The sequence below is a fragment of the Curtobacterium sp. MCLR17_040 genome, from assembly GCF_003234735.1.
In the GTDB taxonomy this organism is placed as follows: domain Bacteria; phylum Actinomycetota; class Actinomycetes; order Actinomycetales; family Microbacteriaceae; genus Curtobacterium; species Curtobacterium flaccumfaciens.
In genome coordinates this window covers 18871-36512 of sequence record NZ_QKTE01000021.1, presented here as the reverse complement: position 1 = coordinate 36512, position 17642 = coordinate 18871, and the positions used below count along the sequence as shown (strand labels likewise).

The following is a 17642-nucleotide window of genomic DNA, read 5'->3' as shown; positions in this document are numbered from 1 at the left end:
AGACGGGGATGGACTACCACTCCCTCAACGCGATGCTCAACCTCTACGACGCGGACGGGAACATCCAGTTCGACAAGGATCGTGAGGCCGCCAAGCAGTTCTTCCTGCAGCACGTCAACCAGAACACCGTCTTCTTCCACAACCTGAAGGAGCGGCTCGACTACCTGGTCGAGAACGAGTACTACGAAAAAGCCACGATCGACATGTACTCGCTGGACTTCATCCAGCGACTCAACGACCTGGCGTACTCGAAGAAGTTCCGGTTCCAGACGTTCCTCGGCGCGTTCAAGTACTACACGAGCTACACGCTCAAGACGTTCGACGGCAAGCGGTACCTGGAGCGCTTCGAGGACCGGGTCGTCATGACCGCCCTCGGCCTGGCCCAGGGCAACGAGCAGCTCGCCATCGACCTGGTCGAAGAGATCGTCGCCGGCCGCTTCCAGCCCGCGACCCCCACGTTCCTCAACACGGCGAAGGCACAGCGCGGCGAGCTCGTCTCCTGCTTCCTGCTCCGCATCGAGGACAACATGGAGTCGATCTCGCGCGGCATCAACTCCTCGCTGCAGCTCTCGAAGCGCGGCGGCGGCGTGGCCCTGCTCCTCTCCAACATCCGCGAGGCCGGCGCCCCGATCAAGCAGATCGAGAACCAGTCCTCGGGCATCATCCCCGTGATGAAGCTGCTGGAAGACTCCTTCTCCTACGCGAACCAGCTCGGTGCGCGTCAGGGTGCCGGCGCGGTCTACCTCAGCGCCCACCACCCGGACATCATGAAGTTCCTCGACACCAAGCGCGAGAACGCCGACGAGAAGATCCGCATCAAGACGCTGTCCCTCGGCGTCGTCGTGCCGGACATCACGTTCGAGCTCGCGAAGAACAACGAGGACATGTACCTGTTCTCGCCGTACGACGTCGAGAAGGTCTACGGCGTCCCCTTCGGCGACGTCCCGATCTCCGAGAACTACCGCGCGATGGTCGACGACTCGCGCATCAAGAAGACGAAGATCAAGGCGCGTGACTTCTTCACGACCATCGCCGAGATCCAGTTCGAGTCTGGCTACCCGTACATCGTGTTCGAGGACACGGTGAACAAGGCCAACCCGATCAAGGGTCGGATCAACATGTCCAACCTGTGCTCGGAGATCCTGCAGGTCAACACCCCGACGACCTTCAACGAGGACCTGTCCTACAAGGAGATCGGCAAGGACATCTCCTGCAACCTCGGCTCGCTGAACATCGCGCTGACGATGGATTCGCCCGACTTCGGCAAGACCATCGAGACCGCCATCCGCGGCCTGACCTCGGTCTCGCAGATGTCGCACATCACCTCGGTGCGTTCCGTCGAGGACGGCAACGACAAGTCGCACGCCATCGGCCTCGGCCAGATGAACCTGCACGGCTACCTCGCTCGTGAGCGCGTCTACTACGGCTCCGAAGAGGGCATCGACTTCACGAACATCTACTTCTACACGGTGCTGTTCCACGCCCTTCGTGCGTCGAACAAGATCGCGATCGAGACCGGCGAGACCTTCGACGGCTTCCGCGACTCCAAGTACGCGTCGGGTGAGTTCTTCGACAAGTACACCGACCAGACGTGGACCCCCGCGACCGCTCGTGTTGCCTCGCTGTTCGACAACGCGAACATCACGATCCCGACGCAGGACGACTGGAAGGCGCTGAAGGCGTCCGTCCAGGAGCACGGCATCTACAACCAGAACCTGCAGGCCGTCCCGCCGACCGGTTCGATCTCGTACATCAACCACTCGACGTCGTCGATCCACCCGATCGCGTCGAAGATCGAGATCCGCAAGGAAGGCAAGCTCGGCCGCGTCTACTACCCGGCGCCGTTCATGACGAACGACAACCTGGACTACTACCAGGACGCGTACGAGATCGGTGCCGAGAAGATCATCGACACGTACGCCGCGGCGACGCAGCACGTGGACCAGGGCCTGTCCCTGACGCTGTTCTTCAAGGACACCGCCACCACGCGTGACATCAACAAGGCGCAGATCTACGCATGGCGCAAGGGCATCAAGACGATCTACTACATCCGTCTCCGCCAGCTCGCGCTGGAGGGCACGGAGGTCGAGGGCTGCGTCAGCTGCATGCTGTAGAGCTGCCGCTCTGCTCCCTGGAGGCGCGGTGCCAACCCGCACCGCGCCTCCAGTCCGTCACTTAGTCACCATCTCTGTAAGGAACACACGTTGGTCGAGAAGCTGAAGCTCATTGATCGGGTCCAGGCCATCAACTGGAACCGCATCCAGGACGACAAGGACGTCGAGGTCTGGAACCGTCTCGTCAACAACTTCTGGCTGCCCGAGAAGGTGCCGCTGTCGAACGACGTGCAGTCGTGGAACACGCTGACGCCGGCCGAGCAGACCCTGACCATGCGTGTGTTCACCGGTCTGACCCTGCTCGACACCATCCAGGGCACCGTCGGCGCCGTGTCGCTCATCCCCGACGCGATCACCCCGCACGAGGAAGCCGTCTACACGAACATCGCGTTCATGGAGTCGGTGCACGCCAAGTCCTACTCGTCGATCTTCTCGACCCTCGCGTCGACGCGTGAGATCGACGAGGCCTTCCGCTGGTCCGAGGAGAACCCGAACCTGCAGAAGAAGGCGTCCATCGTGATGGACTACTACCAGGGCGACAACCCGCTGAAGCGCAAGGTCGCCTCGACGCTGCTCGAGTCGTTCCTGTTCTACTCGGGGTTCTACCTGCCGATGCACTGGTCGTCGCGCGCCAAGCTCACGAACACCGCCGACCTGATCCGTCTGATCATCCGTGACGAAGCCGTCCACGGATACTACATCGGGTACAAGTACCAGAAGGGCCTCGAGACCCTCACGCAGGCCGAGCGCGACGAGCTCAAGGACTACACGTTCTCGCTGCTGTTCGAGATGTACGAGAACGAGGTGCAGTACACGCAGGACCTCTACGACGAGGTCGGTCTGACCGAGGACGTCAAGAAGTTCCTGCACTACAACGCCAACAAGGCGCTGATGAACCTGGGCTACGAGCCGATGTTCCCGAAGAACATCACGGACGTGAACCCGGCCATCCTCTCCGCCCTGTCGCCGAACGCGGACGAGAACCACGACTTCTTCTCGGGGTCGGGCTCGTCGTACGTCATCGGCAAGGCCGTGAACACTGAGGACGAGGACTGGGACTTCTGATCCTGGTCTGATTCTTGGGGACGCCCCGCTGGCTTCGGCTGGCGGGGCGTTCTCAGTTCACGGGCACCGTCGCCGGGGCGGCCGACTTGCGGTTGGGAACGCATCAAGATCACCTCGGTCAACTACCAACGAGTGAAGTAGCGCATGATCATCCAAGAGACCAACAGCAGCATCAGCAGCATCCTGCGGGACACCTTCCGGCCGATGCCTGACCAGGTTCGCCGCATGCTGGGACTCCTCGACAACGACGAGCACTTCGCGTGGAGGCTCTGGTGGTGTCCCGACGACGCCGACTGGATGTTCAACCCCGACAAGACTGAGGAGCAGTACGGCAACTCCTACCTGCAGGCCGGTGGTACCGCGGAGAAGATGAGCGTGGAGCTGCGCCGCCGCGAGGACGACGGTGAGTACCGCTTCTACGTCGTCGGCCGTGACCACGACCTCACCGAACCGCTCACGGAGACCATCGACGTTCAGGCTGCGCACGAGCCTCGGCATCCTGCCGAGCTGTTCACGGCCGACCATGCTGCGCCGGTGTTCATGCACTACGTCGAACACCAGACGGTCCCCGACGGCTACACGCTCCGTCTCATCGCCGACATGGAGAAGGTGGCGCGCCACCGTCGCGTGTCCGCGACCGTGTGCCGGACAGGAGGCGCGGTGCCAGCTGGCACCGCGCCTCCTGTCCGTTGCTGCTCACGCGACCGCGTGCAGTCACGCAGCCAACCGCGTCCGGCCAGCCCTGGGCTGGGGCTGGTGCTGGGTCCGGATCACCCGAGGGCGCCGCCCCAGAAGTTGCCACCGCCGAACACGACCTTCACCGGCACGGCCTGCGCTCGGTCGGTCACGTACCGGTACACGCCGCCCGGACGTCCGAGCCACAGCACCTGCGCGGTCGTTGTGGTCGTCGCGACGGTCCGGAGTTCCACGACGTACTGCCCGGAGGGGATCTGGAACTGCGCCGTCTGCTCGCTGTCGAGCAGCGTCGAGAACCGGGTCGAGAACGATGCTCCGGTCGTCGCGTTCGTCACCGTGACGGTCGCACCGCTCAGTTGCGCCGACGGGCTGCGGGACGCCGAGGCCGCGTAGACGACCAGGTCGTAGTCGCTGTGTGCGTAGTGCCGTGACAAGGTGACTCGGGAAGCCGGGATCGTTCCTCGCTGCTGGTACACCCGGGTCTTCCAGACGGCGGGGGACGCGGTTCCGCTGGCGTAGGCCTCGATGCGGTACTTCCCGGTGCTCAACCCGACGAACCGGTACTGGCCCGCGCTGTCCGAGGTCGTCCGGAACACCTGCGAGGTGTCCTCGTTCCAGGCGTACATCAGGCGACCGGCGGCGGGTCCCGTCGGGCCGACCACGCCGCCCTGCACGGTGGCGCCGATCACGAGCGGCACGGTGACCGCGACTGTCGAGCCGCCGCGGACGGCGATGCCCGAGCGGAGTCCGGGGGCGTAGGTCTCCGTTCCGTGCGGTGGGAGCTGCCGCGTCGTCACCGTGACGGTGTCCGGTGCGGGGATGCCGGTGAACGTCGCGGTGCCGCCATCGTCGGTGGTGGAGTTCCCGACGACGACGTCGGTGCCGATCGCTGCGAGTTCGACGTCCGCCAGCCGGATCGCGGTGCCGTCCGGCGTTGCGAGCTGCACGGTGATCGTTCCGGATCCGGCCGCAGTCGCTGGTGGCGCGAGGCCGATCAGCGCGCCTGCTGCCAGCGCAACGGCCAGTGTCGTCCCTGTGATCAGTCGCATCGCGTTCCCCGATGGTCGGCCAGCCGTGCGTTGCCAGGGACTGTACGCGCACGGCGGCCGGGCGGCGGGGCCGGCACGTCGCAGCAGCGGTCACGCGGAAGCCGTCCCAGCTTCGACAGGCGTCACGAGGTGCGGGTCGCACCGATCGCCCAGACGCGGGGCGGTTCGGCACCGTTCACCGCGTGGTCACCGATGATCCGTGCCTTGAACACCCACGGGTTGTGGCTGCCGGCGGTGCGAGCGTTCCGCCAGTGCCGGTCGAGGTTCTTCGTCGTGCTCACCCCGGACGCCGCGAGCGCGTCGAACAGGTGCGAGGTCGCCGTCGTCGCCAGGGTGGTCAGCGCCACCTGCGCCTGCGCGGTCGCGAGTTCGGCGCGGTCGTTGCTGCGCTCGTCCTCGGCTGTGTCGAGCCCGGCTCCCTCGTACGCACCCTGCAGGGCCGCGGCGGCCCGGTCGACGATGGCGCTGGCGGCGAACCCGGCCGCCGACACCTCGCCGACGACCTGCAGGATCTGGGGGTCTGCCGCGAACGTGTCGGCGTTGCCGTGGGAGAAGACGCGGGTGCGGTTGCGGACCTCGCGCGCGATCTCCCGCTCGGCTGCGAGTACGGACCCGGCGAGGACGCTCAACAGCACGCCCTGGTAGAACGCCGTCTGGTACTTGAACCGCTCGTCGAAGGGGATCACCCCATCGGCCTGCACGACGGCGTCGTCGAAGGTGCTGGTACCGGAGCCGGTGGTGCGCTGCCCGAACCCGTCCCAGTCGTCGGTGTGGGTGACCCCGGGCTGGTGCGCGTCGACGATCGCGATGACCCGCTCGCCGGTGTCCGTCCGCTCGGCGTAGGTGTCGATCCAGTCGGCGAAGATGCTGCCGGTCGAGTAGTACTTCTGCCCGGTGATCCGGAACGTCCCGTCCGGCTGCGGGGTCACCTTCGTGATCACGTCGCCGACCTGCACTGACCCGACTTCGGTCCACGAGTTGCCGGCGATCTCACCGCGGCCGAAGCGGTCCAGCCACACCTCACGTTCCCCGGACCGGGCGACCAGCCGGTCCTCCACCAGTGCGAAGTGGCCGCGGAGCGCCTGGGGGAGGTTGCTGTCAGCGGCGGCGAGTTCGGTCAGCAGGCGGAACAGCTGGGGCAGGGTCGCCCCGGCTCCGCCGTGGGCGACGGGGACGCGTACGGCGCCGAATCCTGCGGCGGCGAGTTCGCGGATCTCCTCGAACGGGAGGCGGTGGTCGCGTTCGCGCTCGGAGGCGCCGGCAGCGATGCGGTCGAAGATCGGACGGAAGCGGACGAGGAGCTCGTCGTCGGCGCCCTCGTCGATCGTGCTGTCGGCGGTCTGGTTGCTGATGGTCACGAGGACTCCTTCGTGCTCTGGGTTGCTACCTGTCGCGTGGTGTGGCGCCGTCTGGTGTCGATTCGTCTGGTGTGGGCGGACAGCCCGACCAGATGTGCGCCATCGCGAGACTGTGGCATCGCCGAACGCCCGCGAGAAGGGTTGTGTCGATGTGTGTCGGAGGGTGACTTCCCATGACACGTGACCACGCTGCGACGCCGTGAGCGTTCGCAGCAGCCGTTTCGCGGTGCTGCGCGTGTGCGATGGCCGCGGAGCCGGTCGGACGAAGACGGGAATGCTCCTCCGAGAGACCCGCGTCGGCCACGCTCACAGGAGCGCGCATCAGCGAGCGAGCGGCCACCCGCCAGAGGACCGGCCGCTGCCTTGCTTGGTGTGGGCGATAGCCGTGGCCTCGGCGCCGTTCACTCCAGTGGCGTTCAGGCCGGCGGTGTCGTCCCTGCGCCCTCGGTGTCGTCGGCACCCGCAAGACCTGTCCCAGCCTGATCGAGGTTCTCGTGGGGGTCGCCCATGTCTCCGGTCGCAGCGCCGGTGCGGGACAGCCCGAAGTGTCCGCGGACGGCGTTCGCCTCGGCGGGGGACAGGGTACGTCCGGCTCCGAGGGACGGCGCGTCCTTGATCGCGTCCTTCGTGTACCCGACGTGCACGTCCGTGCCGTCGAACGTGGCATCGTCGGCGGGGACGAGCGCCTGGTGTCGCCCGAGCAGTCCCGTCGCGACACAGACGTAGGCCGCACTGCCGTCCTCGTCGGAGGGGAACACCTGCACGACCTTGCCGACTGATACGCCGTTGCGATCCCGGACAGTCGCACTCTCGACCTGGTGGATGACGCCCTTGGTGATCATGAACGTAGTCAACGCCCTCGAGTCTGACGCTTCGCAGACGCCGTCCCCCTGGTGGGCGGAGTGGACTCGATCAACCACCGGACGCACGCCGATGGTGACGGCGAGGGGCGGTGGAAGGTGACGCCACTGCCGGCGTGACCTGCCGGCCGGACCGCAGCCGCGCCTCCAGGCCGGATCGAGAGCCGCGCACGCGGCGGACGCAACACGAACGGCGGCCCTCCTCCTTCCGGAAGAGCGCCGCCGTGGTGTTTCGCGGCGATCAGCGGGCCGACGGGACCTCCGTGCCGACGAGCTCGGCCCGGACGATGTCCGCTCCAGCGGACAGCGCGCCGAGCTTGTCCAGCGCCGCACCCCGCGCCAGGGGCGCCATCCCGCAGTTGGAACTCGGGATGAGCTTGTCTGCATCGACGAACTCGAGCGCCCGACGCAGCACCTCCGCGACCTCCTCCGGGGTCTCCACGGTCTCGGTCGCGACGTCGATCGCGCCGAGCATGACCTTCTTGCCGCGGATGAGCTCGACGAGTTCAAGCGGAACGTGCGAGTGGATGCACTCGAGCGACACGATGTCGATCGACGACTGCTGCAGCAGCGGGAAGGACTGCTCGTACTGCCGCCACTCCGCTCCGAGCGTCTCCTTCCACTTGTTGTTCGCCTCGATGCCGTAGCCGTAACAGATGTGCACGGCGGTTTCGGCGCGCAGGCCCTCGGCTGCGCGTTCGAGCGCGGCCACGCCCCAGTCCTGCACCTCGTCGTGGAAGACGGTGAAGGCAGGCTCGTCGAACTGGATGATGTCGACGCCGGCATCCTGCAGTTCGCGTGCCTCTTGGTTGAGGATCGTGGCGAACTCCCACGCCAGCTTCTCGCGGCTCTTGTAGTGCTGGTCGGACAGCGTGTCGATCATGGTCATCGGGCCGGGGAGCGCCCACTTGATCGGCCGGTCTGTCTGGGCTCGCAGGAACGCAGCGTCCTCGACGAAGACCGGCTTCCGACGGCTGACGGCACCGACGACGGTCGGGACGGCCGCGTCGTAGCGGTCGCGGATGCGGACGGTCTCCTTGCGGTCGAGGTCGACGCCGTCCAGGTGCTCGATGAACGTCGTGACGAAGTGCTGGCGGGTCTGCTCGCCGTCACTGACGATGTCGATCCCGCGGCGCTCCTGCTCGTGCACGGCGGAGCGCAGGGCGTCCTGCTTGCCCTCGGTCAGTGCTGCTCCTTGCAGCTCCCAGGGGGACCAGAGTCGCTCGGGCTCGGCGAGCCAGGACGGCTTCGGCAGGCTGCCGACGATCGAGGTGGGGAGGAGAGAACGCATGGGGGTGACGGTCCAGTCAGTCGAAGGGCAGAGGAAGTCAGCGCGCGAGGGCGGGATCAGCCAACCGGGCGAGGAGTGCGTGGTGCGGCCGCACCAGGTGCTCCTCGGTCCACCGGCCCTGCGTGATCCCGAGGCGGCTGCGCTCCTCGCGGTCGTACGTCACCGGGGTGGGCGTGAAGTCGGTGTGGTCGAGGGTGGGGTGGTAGGTGCTGCCGGCCGGGGTGTTCGCGGCGTAGACCTCCGGGCGGTAGATCTTCTGGAACGTCTCCATGGTGGCGATCGTGCCGATGAGCTGGAGGTCCGTGTAGTCGCCGGTCAGGTCGCCGCGGGTGTAGAACGCGAGCGGGGCAGCCGCCCCGGCGGGCTGGAAGTACCGGACCCGCATGCCCATCCGGCCGAAGTAGTCGTCGGTGAGCGAGGAGTGCTCGTGCTCGTACTCGGCGCCGAGCACCGGGTGGACGTACCCGTTCCGGCGGTAGGTCTGGCTCGTCGAGACGCTGATGCAGACGACGGGCTCGGCACCGAACTGCGACCCGAACACGTCGGACTCCAGGAAGCGCTGGAAGAGCGCCCCGTGCAGCTGGCCGAAGTCGGACGGCAGTGACGGCGACGACGGCAGCAGCACCGAGAAGTCGTAGTCGCGCAGGTACGACGAGAAGTTGTTGCCGAGGATCCCCTGGTGGCGCTCGCCGGTGTGCTCGTCGACGATCGTGACGTCGAGCATCTCGAGCAGCGGGAACTCCGCGTCCGAACCACCGTCGGAGAACTCCAGCGCCACCGAGACGATGTCGAGCTGCAGACGGTAGCGGTCGTGCGCCGCGGCCAGCTCGTTCGCTCGCCCGTCGATCATCGCCAGCGCAGCGCGGAGGTTCTGCTGACGGTGCTCGCCGCGCGCCAGGTTGGCGAAGTTCGTGGTCAGCCGGGAGCTGTCGGCGGGGGAGTAGCCCTCGTCGAACCGGGTCCGGGTGATGCTGAAGGTGAGGTCGTTCGCCATGGTCGGCAATCTGTTCGTCGAGCGCCCGCGGGCGCTGGGGAAGGGGTGCCTCGATCATGGCCGGATTCCCGAGCCATCAGGTAATACCGAGACGCTATGCACTGGTATAGCCTCGGCCTATGGCCCGGGTCTCGAACGACATCACCCTGCAGCAGCTCCGGTACTTCATCGAGGTCGCGACGGAGGGCTCGATCAGCGCAGCGGCCGACCTGCTCTACGTGTCGCAGCCGACGATGTCCGCGGCGATGAAGGACCTGGAGACGCGGATCGGGCGCCCGCTGTTCACCCGATCGGCCCGAGGGGTCGTGCTCACCGTCGACGGTGTCGAGTTCCTCGGGTACGCCCGGCAGGTCGTCGAGCAGGTCTCCCTGCTCGAGCAGCGCTACGTCGGTGGCCAGCGGTCGCGTCGGTTGCTCGGGGTGTCCGCCCAGCACTACTCGTTCGCGGTGGAGGCCTTCGTCCGCATGGTCGAAGCAGCGGCTGCGGACGAGTACGAGTTCTCGCTGCGCGAGACGCGCACCTGGGACATCATCGAAGACGTCCGCACGCTGCGCAGCGAGGTGGGCATCCTCTACCGAAACGACTTCAACAAGCAGGTGCTCGGCAAGCTGCTGCGGGACGCCGGCGTTGTGTTCACACCGCTGTTCGTCGCACAGCCCCACATCTTCGTCGCCAAGCGGAACCCGCTCGCGTCGCGGGAGCGTGCGACCCTCGAGGACCTCGCGGACCTGCCGCGGCTCACGTTCGACCAGGGTGCGAACAACTCCTTCTACCTGGCCGAGGAGATCCTGTCGACGATGTCGAGCAAACGGGAGATCCGGGTGTCGGACCGGGCGACGATCTTCAACCTCATGATCGGCCTCGGCGGGTACACGATCTCGACCGGGCTCATCAGCGACGACCTGGACCCCGAGATCGTCGCCATCCCCCTCGACGTCGACGAACGCATCGAGATCGGCTGGATCGCGCACGCTTCGGTTCCCCTCACCGTGCAGGCGCAGACGTACCTGGACGAGTTGCGCGCGGTGGTCACCGGCTACGGCGTCGAGCCCCTCGGGTAGGCAGGCGGCGGGTCCGGCGGGTCCGGCGGGTCCGGCGGTTCTCACGATCGGCCTGGAGGCCCGACATGCGTCCGTCAGGAGGCTGCGGTCTCGATCATTGCCGTCACGTGCGGCGCGCTCCACCGCAGGAGCGCGTCAGCAGGTGGATCCTCCAGGTCCTCACCCCAGATCGCGACGGCGGCGCCCGACATCGGAGCCGCGAGCAGCGAACCGGAGTCGCCGTCCCACGTCCGGAGTGACCAGTTCTCGCGGAGATCGGCGACGGTGTACTCGCTGTCGGCCGGGTCGAGGTCGGTCGGCACCTCGTACAGGTAGTACGAGTTGTAGTTGAGCAGGTCGATCCCGGCCTGCTGCAGGTCGACCGCACTCGCCCGTCGCGCTCGCCGTTCGCGCCGCTCGGCTGCGTCCTCGGTGTCGCCGTCGAAGCTCCAGTACGTGACGTGGATGCGCGGATCGAGTCGCCCGACCGCGACCCGATCGATCCCGTCGTTCCAGGCCCAGACCTCGCGATTGCCGACCGTGGCCGTCATCGCGTTCATCCACGCGACGCGCTGGGCGGCGGTGACGTCGTCGCCCCATTCGTCGCCGCCGATGTGCACGGTTCGGCTGGCGGGGAAGGTCCGCTGCACCTCTGCGTACAGCTTCTTCGCCAGGGCGAGACTCTCCGGCGCCGACGTGTCGAGTTCGTTCTCGCCCGAACGGATGCGGTCGACCCACTTCGTGCCGTGTTCCGCCTCGAGCAGGGCGAAAGCGGCGGCCATGTGTCCGGGAGTGTCGATCTCCGGCACGATCGCGACGCCTCGCTTCGCCCCGTAGGCGGCGATCGAGCGTGCCTGCGCGGCGCTCAGGAACGGGCGATGGGTCACGCGGCTCGTGTACACGCCGTCGTCGAGATCAGCGTTCGCAGGGGTCTGGCCGAGCACCGTGCTCTCGATCCCGACGTTCTGGTCATCGGTGAGGTGCAGGTGCAGGAAGCGCCCACCGTCGTCGGCGAGCAGGTCGATGTACCGCTTGATCAGCGCCACGGGGTAGTAGGCGCGAGCGACGTCGAGCATCACGCCCGTCTCCGGACGCGCGCGGGTCGTCGGCTTGGTGGTGACGGTCGCGGTCGACGTGCGGCACTGCTTCGCGGAGTACGCACCGGCGCAGGCGAGGACGGAGTACTTGCCGGCCGTGGCACGGGAGGGCGTCCCGCGGACTGCGGTGACGGAGGTGCTCGAACCAGCGGCGAGTGCCTTCACCGCGACCCGGCCGAGCGCGTACTTCTTCGTGCCGGCGGACAGGTACAGCCAAGCGGAGGAAGCCGGCTTCCGCACGGCGGCAGTGTTCTTGACCTTGAGGGTGGTGCGCACGGCACTGCCGGTCGAGGTGACGGTGGTGGTCGCGGTGACCTTCGTGACCGTCACCGCCGAGGCTGCGGTGTCCGCTGATCCTGCCGTTGCACGGATGCCGACCAGAGCTGCTGCCGACACGGCGATTGCCAGACCGACCGCGAGCGTGCGTCTGGCAGACGATCCGGGACCTACGTTCCCCTGCTGACGCACCACGATGTCCTCCACCTCGAACACCCGTTGCCCTCGCTGGATCAGGATGCGCGCACGATCGTATCCGCCCTTCAGGCGAGCGGACTGCCGCCCGATGGCTTTGCTCCGAGGAGCGGTTGCGCGTTCTTCGGGTTGCGATGTCCGTCATCCCAGGGGAAGCGCCCGTGAGAGTCGGGCCACACCATCTGCAGCGCAGTGAACGACCCAACGATGGCCGCCGTCACGGTCATGCCGTGAACGTCTTCCGCCTCCGTGAACAGAACGAAGCCTGACTCCGTCAGCTCTTCGGTCCGGTCGCCCGCCTGGAACGGTCCGTGCTCCTGCTGCTCGTCGACTCCGTTGCGGATGAACTGTTGCGCGACGTCTGCCGGCAGCCCTGTGATGATGAGCTCGGGCCATCCTCGGGCGGTGAGCCCGACCGTGTAGGAGAACGGTGCTTCGTCAGTATCGACGTTCGGTAGGACGTGTTGGATTCCCCAGCCGTACCGATCGACGAGTGTTCTCATGTCTGCGACGAGATCAGGTTGGGGACCGTTCACGAGGTGAGCGTACCTCGCCAGAGGCGTCTGATCGCCGATCGTGGCGCGAGCTCAGCGCGTGCGCGCAGCGAGATCGCCGTAGGCCGCCGCGTACCAGCCGACGGTGCCGTCTCCGGCGGTCGGGCCGATCGTGATCGCCGCGCTCGACGTGACCACGTACAGGTCCTCGTCGTGTCCGCATTGGACGGAGCGTGACGTGAGTCGCTTGCCCGTCTCCGACCCGTTCGCACCGATGCGTCCGGCCCACACGGCCATCTGCACGGTTTCGTCACCCTGGCAGGTGATCGAGACGCGGATCCGCGCACGGTCTCCGGCTCCGTCGGTGCCGAGGGAGAGTCGGCTGGATGAATCGTTGGTGCCGGCACCACTGCCGAGTCCGCCAGGTTGTCCGGCCCATCGGTCCTGCACGCGCTGCATCCAGTCGGAGTGGGCCTTGTCGTTCTCCTCCGGCGTCGGGTGATCAGAACAGGCCGTGAATGACACGAGGGCCACGACGGCGACGCCGATGACCAAGGTGCTGCGTCGAAGGCCGCGGCGGGCGTGGGGGGACCGAGTGCGCATGTCGTGGCAAGTGTTCCCTACGGCGGCGGCCTGCTGCATCCTCCCGTTCGTGGGCCTCCGGCGAACCGGAGCCGCTTCCCTGGCGGGCCTCCCGCTCAGCGCGGCGAGTCGGGCGACGTCACCGTCGCAGACCCCTGGTTCGTCAGCCCGTGCTCCGTCTTCTCCCAGTAGTGCGGCCGGGTCAGGAGCTGCCAGAGCGCCTTGTAGGCGGCGATGGAGTGCAGCGTCCAGTACACGGGGTTCAGGAGCGACCAGAGGATCAGGTGGAAGGTCCCGCGCTTGAACGGGCCCATCATCGACAGGTAGATCATGATCGCGTTGCCGACCAGGAAGTTGAACAGGCACAGCCACAGCACCCACACCGGGAACAGTGCGTCCACGGTCTCCCGCGGCAGGAAGAACGTGACGGCGGTGAGCGCGTAGAACGGCAACACGCAGAGGAACGTCGCCGGGGTGCCCGCGATGAGCAGGACGAACGCCGCGAACCGGACGAGTCCGATCTCCCGGACGAGTGCGAGCGGCCGACGGGCGTGGACCAAGCTGGTCTGCATGTAGCCCTTGATCCAGCGGGACCGCTGCCGGATGAAGTTCGGCACCGAGGTGTTGGCCTCCTCCATGGTGGTGGAGTTGATGACGCCCACGCGGTACCCGACGGCGCTCGCCCGGATGCCGAGGTCGGCGTCCTCGGTCACGTTGTAGGGGTCCCAGCCGCCGAGCTCGATGAGCGATGCCGTGCGGAAGTGGTTCGACGTGCCGCCCAGGGGGATCGGCAAGGACGCGTGGTCCAGACCGGCCAGCATGTAGTCGAACCAGTAGGAGTACTCCAGCGTGAACATGCGGGTGAGGACGTTCTCGCGGGCGTTGAAGTAGTTCAGCGCCGCCTGCACGCACACCGTGGCCTCGCCACCGCGCTCGAACGCGATCAGTGCCTTCTTCAGCTGGTCGGGGTCTGGTGTGTCCTCGGCGTCGTAGATCACGAGGTACTCGCCGGTCGCGACGTAGAGTCCGACGTTGCACGCACGTGGCTTTGTCTGCGGGTGTCCCTTCGGCACGGTGATGACGCGGAAGTGCGGTGGCGGGTTCGCCGCGGCGATCGCGTCCCGTGTCTCCTGGTCCTCTTCCTCGGTCAGGATGATGACCTCGAGCTTGTGCACGGGGTAGTCCAGGCCGCCGAGGTTGTCGATCAGCTGGGCGACGATGTTCGCTTCGCGGAACACGGGCACGAGGACGGTGTAGCCGGGGAGGTCGGCGTCGTCCAGGGCAGTGACCTCGGTGTCGGTGATCCGTTCGACGACGTCGTAGCGGGCTCCCTGCGTGGCGACGACGAACTTGAAGCCCGTCCCGGCGAGGAACACGAGGCTGGCTGCGATCAGCGCTGCGATCGCGGTCTGGACCGGCCAGATGATCCCGCACGCCACGGCGATCACGGCGAGGACGATGCCCGAGGCCTTCTGCGACCGCGAGAAGACGACGCGGGCGGAGAGCGTCGGGTTCCGGTCATGGAGTTCGTTCGCAGCGGCATCGGCCACGGCCCCGTGGAACTGGCTCAGCACGGCACGGCGGAGGGTCCAGCTGTCGACGGAGACGAACGTGACCGGAGCCCCGAGTTCCTCGGACAACGCATCCCCGAGTGCGGCGTCGTCGGCCCGGCCGGAGGTGAGGACGAGGATGCTGCCGTCCTGCAGCACGCGGACCGGCATCCAGTCCTCGGCGAGGTACCGCTGCCCGGATCCGGGGCGCTGCAACGCCGGGTCGATCCCGGAGGCCTCGAGCTCGGTGAGTTCATCGGGTCGGGACGTGGCTGTGTGCCGGCCGAGCCCGGAGAGGTGCGGGGTGGTCACTCGTCACCACCACCCGAGGGAGTCACCGATGGCGGCCATCCACTCCAGCGTGATCGGCCGGTTGAACGCAGCCGCCCACGCGATCACGATCTGCGCCGCGCCCACGGCGGCGATCAGGCCGCTCGCCCGGGTGGTCCGGGCGGCGGGGACCACGGCGATGCCCATCATCGTCATGATGAGGAACACGTTGCCCGCGGAGTTCACCGGGATGAGGCCACCCACGTAGCCGATGATCAGTGCCCCGAAGACGAACACCGAGATCAGGACCGAACCGGGCCGACGACTCAGCAATGCCAGGGCGCAACCGCTCGCGACCGGGGCGAGGATGAGCAGCCCGTTGAGCGTCGTGACGAGCTCCGGGACCAGCCCCCAGAGCGCAGGGTCGTAGTGGACGGCGTTCTGGAACACCAGCAACGGGTTCCGTCCGAACAGTGCCTCGAGGAACATCACCGCACCGAAGACCGCGATGGTCGGGAACAGCACGATGAGCACGTTCGACCATCTCGCGCCCGACTCGCTCCGCCGTGCGACGGAGAGCAGCGGGGCCGTGATCGCCGCCGCGACCACGAGGACGAGCCCCGAAGCGTCCGCCAACGCCGCGAGCATGAAGAGGATCCCCGACTCGAAGCCGGCCTTGGTGTTCCGGCTGGAGACGAAGCGGACCATGTTGATCGCGCCGATCCCGAACAGCGCGATGCCGAGGAGCGCCTCGAAGTTGCCCGTGGCGGTGTACGCGAAGAGCGGGTTCGCGCCGATCGCGACGAGGAAGACCGTGCTCTTCCACCACGGGAAGCGTCGTTGGACCATGGCCTCGAGCAGCTGCTGCAGCAGGATCCCGGCGACCAGTGCCCCGGCGACCGCGAGTCCGGCGGCGCCACCGGGGATGAGCCGCACGAGGATCGTGCCCAGCGGCGGGTACAGCTCGCTGAGCCACGAGACGTCCGCCCGGTCCCAGCTCAGTGTCGCGACGTGGTCCACGACGGAGCGGTTGACGGTGACGTCGGCCACGGTGGGGTCGGCGCTGACGGCTGCGAGCACCAGGAACGGGACGGCGAACGCGAGCCGGAGCAGCCATCGTGCGCCCGCGCGGCTCGGGAACGGTTCCAGCCGTGTGCGCGTGTGGCCGTCCGCGCGCGCGGCTTCCAGCTCGCGACGCAGGGCGCCTGCACGTTCTGCTTCCAACAAGACCACGGGGGCCACCTCACAGCAAGGCCGACTCGGTCTTGGTTGACATCGATTTCCGGCCCGACACTGATGCCGTGCGCCCCGCAGCAGTGCGGATGCGAACGCATCCTCTCACCCCCGGCCGTCTTCCGGGTGACGGCGACGATCCCCGCTGCTATGTTTGCGCGCACAACAAATCCCGGACGACGACGTCGGAGGACGCGCGATGACGCACGCAACAGAGCACCGCTTCGGCGAGACGACCCTGACGATCGTCGATGCCGAAGGCAATCCCATCCCCGATGCCGACATCACCGTCGAGCAGACCCGCCATGCCTTCGCCTTCGGCAACATCGGCTTCGACTTCATCGGACTGGCCAACGGCGAAGCGACTGGCGAACCGACCGGCGAAGCCAACGCCGAAGCGCAGGACGAAGCAGCCACCGAGCACCTCGCCGACCTCTACACGGACGTTTTCAACACCGCGACGCTCCCGTTCTACTGGGGCCGCTTCGAGCCCGAGCGCGGAGCCCCGGACACCGCCAGACTCCTGACGACGGCGCAGTGGTTCCGCGACCGCGGCATCGCCCTCAAGGGTCACCCGCTCGTCTGGCACACCGTGCAGCCCGACTGGCTGCTGGGGCTCCCGCTGGACGAGGTCGAGCGGCTCCAGCGGGAGCGCATCCGCCGCGAGGTCTCCGCCTTCGCCGGCACGATCGACACCTGGGACGCCATCAACGAGGTCGTCATCATGCCGGTGTTCGACAACGGCGACAACGCGATCACCCCGCTCGCCCGGGCCAAGGGCCGCATCCCGATGATCCGGATGGCCTTCGAGGAGGCCCGCGCCGCCAATCCACACGTCACCCTGCTGCTCAACGACTTCGACTTGTCGAGCGCGTACGAGTGCCTGATCGAGGGCGTGCTCGAGGCCGGCGTGCAGATCGACGCCATCGGACTGCAGACCCACATGCACCAGGGCTACTGGGGCGAGGACACGATGCTCGCGATGGTCGACCGGTTCGCCCGCTACGGCCTGCCGCTGCACCTGACCGAGACCTCGCTCGTCTCCGGTGACCTCATGCCCGCACACATCGTCGACCTCAACGACCACCAGGTCGCTTCGTGGCCGTCGACGCCCGAGGGTGAGGCGCGCCAGGCCGACGACATCGAACGGCACTACCGGAGCCTGGTCGGCCACCCTTCCGTCGAGGCGATCACCTACTGGGGCATCACCGACGCCGGCGCCTGGCTCGGCGCTCCGATCGGACTCGTCCGCGCCGACGGGACACCCAAGCCGTCGTACGAGGCCCTCCGCCGCCTGGTCAAGGAGGAGTGGTGGCGCGGCCCGACGGTGCTCCGCACCGACGACCGCGGTCGGGTGCAGGTCCGCGGCTTCCGCGGCGACTACCGGGTCAACGTGCGCGGCACGTCCGCCCCGTTCACCGTCACCGACGTGCCCACGCAGGTGCAGATCGTCGCGTGACCACCTGACGGACTGGAGG

General features: G+C 67.4%; 15 protein-coding genes. 4 read left to right on the top strand and 11 right to left on the bottom strand.

The window, feature by feature from the left end; genetic code table 11:
* Window positions 1-8: 8 nt before the first annotated feature.
* Window positions 9-2114, top strand: coding sequence for a class 1b ribonucleoside-diphosphate reductase subunit alpha (nrdE, locus tag DEJ01_RS15215; RefSeq protein WP_110864196.1), 2106 nt, complete (start codon window positions 9-11; stop codon window positions 2112-2114).
* Window positions 2115-2204: 90 nt separating this feature from the next.
* Window positions 2205-3179: a class 1b ribonucleoside-diphosphate reductase subunit beta gene (gene nrdF, locus DEJ01_RS15210; protein ID WP_017886894.1), complete on the top strand. Its 975-nt coding sequence runs from the start codon at window positions 2205-2207 to the stop codon at window positions 3177-3179.
* Window positions 3180-3236: 57 nt separating this feature from the next.
* On the opposite strand, the gene DEJ01_RS17955 is transcribed toward nrdF, so the two are convergent.
* From DEJ01_RS17955 to DEJ01_RS15180, 6 genes are all read right to left on the bottom strand, one after another.
* Window positions 3237-3737: a hypothetical protein gene (locus DEJ01_RS17955; protein WP_146247643.1), complete on the bottom strand. Its 501-nt coding sequence runs from the start codon at window positions 3735-3737 to the stop codon at window positions 3237-3239.
* Between the two features lie 212 nt (window positions 3738-3949).
* Window positions 3950-4822: a carboxypeptidase-like regulatory domain-containing protein gene (locus DEJ01_RS15200; RefSeq protein WP_181438469.1), complete on the bottom strand. Its 873-nt coding sequence runs from the start codon at window positions 4820-4822 to the stop codon at window positions 3950-3952.
* A 224-nt stretch (window positions 4823-5046) separates the two neighbouring features.
* Window positions 5047-6282: an acyl-CoA dehydrogenase family protein gene (locus DEJ01_RS15195; RefSeq protein WP_111093482.1), complete on the bottom strand. Its 1236-nt coding sequence runs from the start codon at window positions 6280-6282 to the stop codon at window positions 5047-5049.
* A 416-nt stretch (window positions 6283-6698) separates the two neighbouring features.
* Window positions 6699-7124, bottom strand: a complete 426-nt coding sequence (locus DEJ01_RS15190) for a hypothetical protein (RefSeq protein WP_111087947.1) — start codon at window positions 7122-7124, stop codon at window positions 6699-6701.
* Window positions 7125-7383: 259 nt separating this feature from the next.
* Window positions 7384-8433 carry a methionine synthase gene (locus DEJ01_RS15185; protein ID WP_111093481.1) on the bottom strand — a complete coding sequence of 350 codons (1050 nt, stop codon included), beginning with the start codon at window positions 8431-8433 and terminating at the stop codon, window positions 7384-7386.
* A gap of 37 nt (window positions 8434-8470) precedes the next feature.
* The gene (locus tag DEJ01_RS15180; protein ID WP_111093480.1) at window positions 8471-9427 is read right to left on the bottom strand and encodes a putative oxygenase MesX; all 957 of its coding nucleotides are present in this window, start codon (window positions 9425-9427) and stop codon (window positions 8471-8473) included.
* A 119-nt stretch (window positions 9428-9546) separates the two neighbouring features.
* On the opposite strand from DEJ01_RS15180, the gene DEJ01_RS15175 reads away from it, so the two are divergent.
* Complete coding sequence (locus tag DEJ01_RS15175; RefSeq protein WP_111093479.1) at window positions 9547-10488, top strand: LysR family transcriptional regulator; 942 nt, start codon at window positions 9547-9549, stop codon at window positions 10486-10488.
* A 74-nt stretch (window positions 10489-10562) separates the two neighbouring features.
* Here DEJ01_RS15175 and DEJ01_RS15170 read toward each other — a convergent pair whose 3' ends face one another.
* From DEJ01_RS15170 to DEJ01_RS15150, 5 genes are all read right to left on the bottom strand, one after another.
* Window positions 10563-11960, bottom strand: a complete 1398-nt coding sequence (locus DEJ01_RS15170) for a family 20 glycosylhydrolase (RefSeq protein ID WP_146247642.1) — start codon at window positions 11958-11960, stop codon at window positions 10563-10565.
* A gap of 143 nt (window positions 11961-12103) precedes the next feature.
* On the bottom strand, window positions 12104-12571 hold the full coding sequence (locus DEJ01_RS15165; RefSeq protein WP_146247641.1) for a DUF4262 domain-containing protein: 468 nt from the start codon (window positions 12569-12571) through the stop codon (window positions 12104-12106).
* A gap of 51 nt (window positions 12572-12622) precedes the next feature.
* Window positions 12623-13132 (bottom strand): hypothetical protein, encoded by a 510-nt coding sequence (locus DEJ01_RS15160; RefSeq protein ID WP_146247640.1) that lies wholly within the window; start codon window positions 13130-13132, stop codon window positions 12623-12625.
* 95 nt (window positions 13133-13227) lie between these two features.
* The gene (locus DEJ01_RS15155; protein ID WP_111093476.1) at window positions 13228-14973 is read right to left on the bottom strand and encodes a glycosyltransferase; all 1746 of its coding nucleotides are present in this window, start codon (window positions 14971-14973) and stop codon (window positions 13228-13230) included.
* 3 nt (window positions 14974-14976) lie between these two features.
* Window positions 14977-16164, bottom strand: a complete 1188-nt coding sequence (locus tag DEJ01_RS15150; RefSeq protein ID WP_111093500.1) for a hypothetical protein — start codon at window positions 16162-16164, stop codon at window positions 14977-14979.
* A gap of 199 nt (window positions 16165-16363) precedes the next feature.
* Here DEJ01_RS15150 and DEJ01_RS15145 point away from each other — a divergent pair, with 199 nt between their 5' ends.
* Window positions 16364-17623 carry an endo-1,4-beta-xylanase gene (locus tag DEJ01_RS15145; RefSeq protein ID WP_111093475.1) on the top strand — a complete coding sequence of 420 codons (1260 nt, stop codon included), beginning with the start codon at window positions 16364-16366 and terminating at the stop codon, window positions 17621-17623.
* Window positions 17624-17642: the final 19 nt, after the last annotated feature.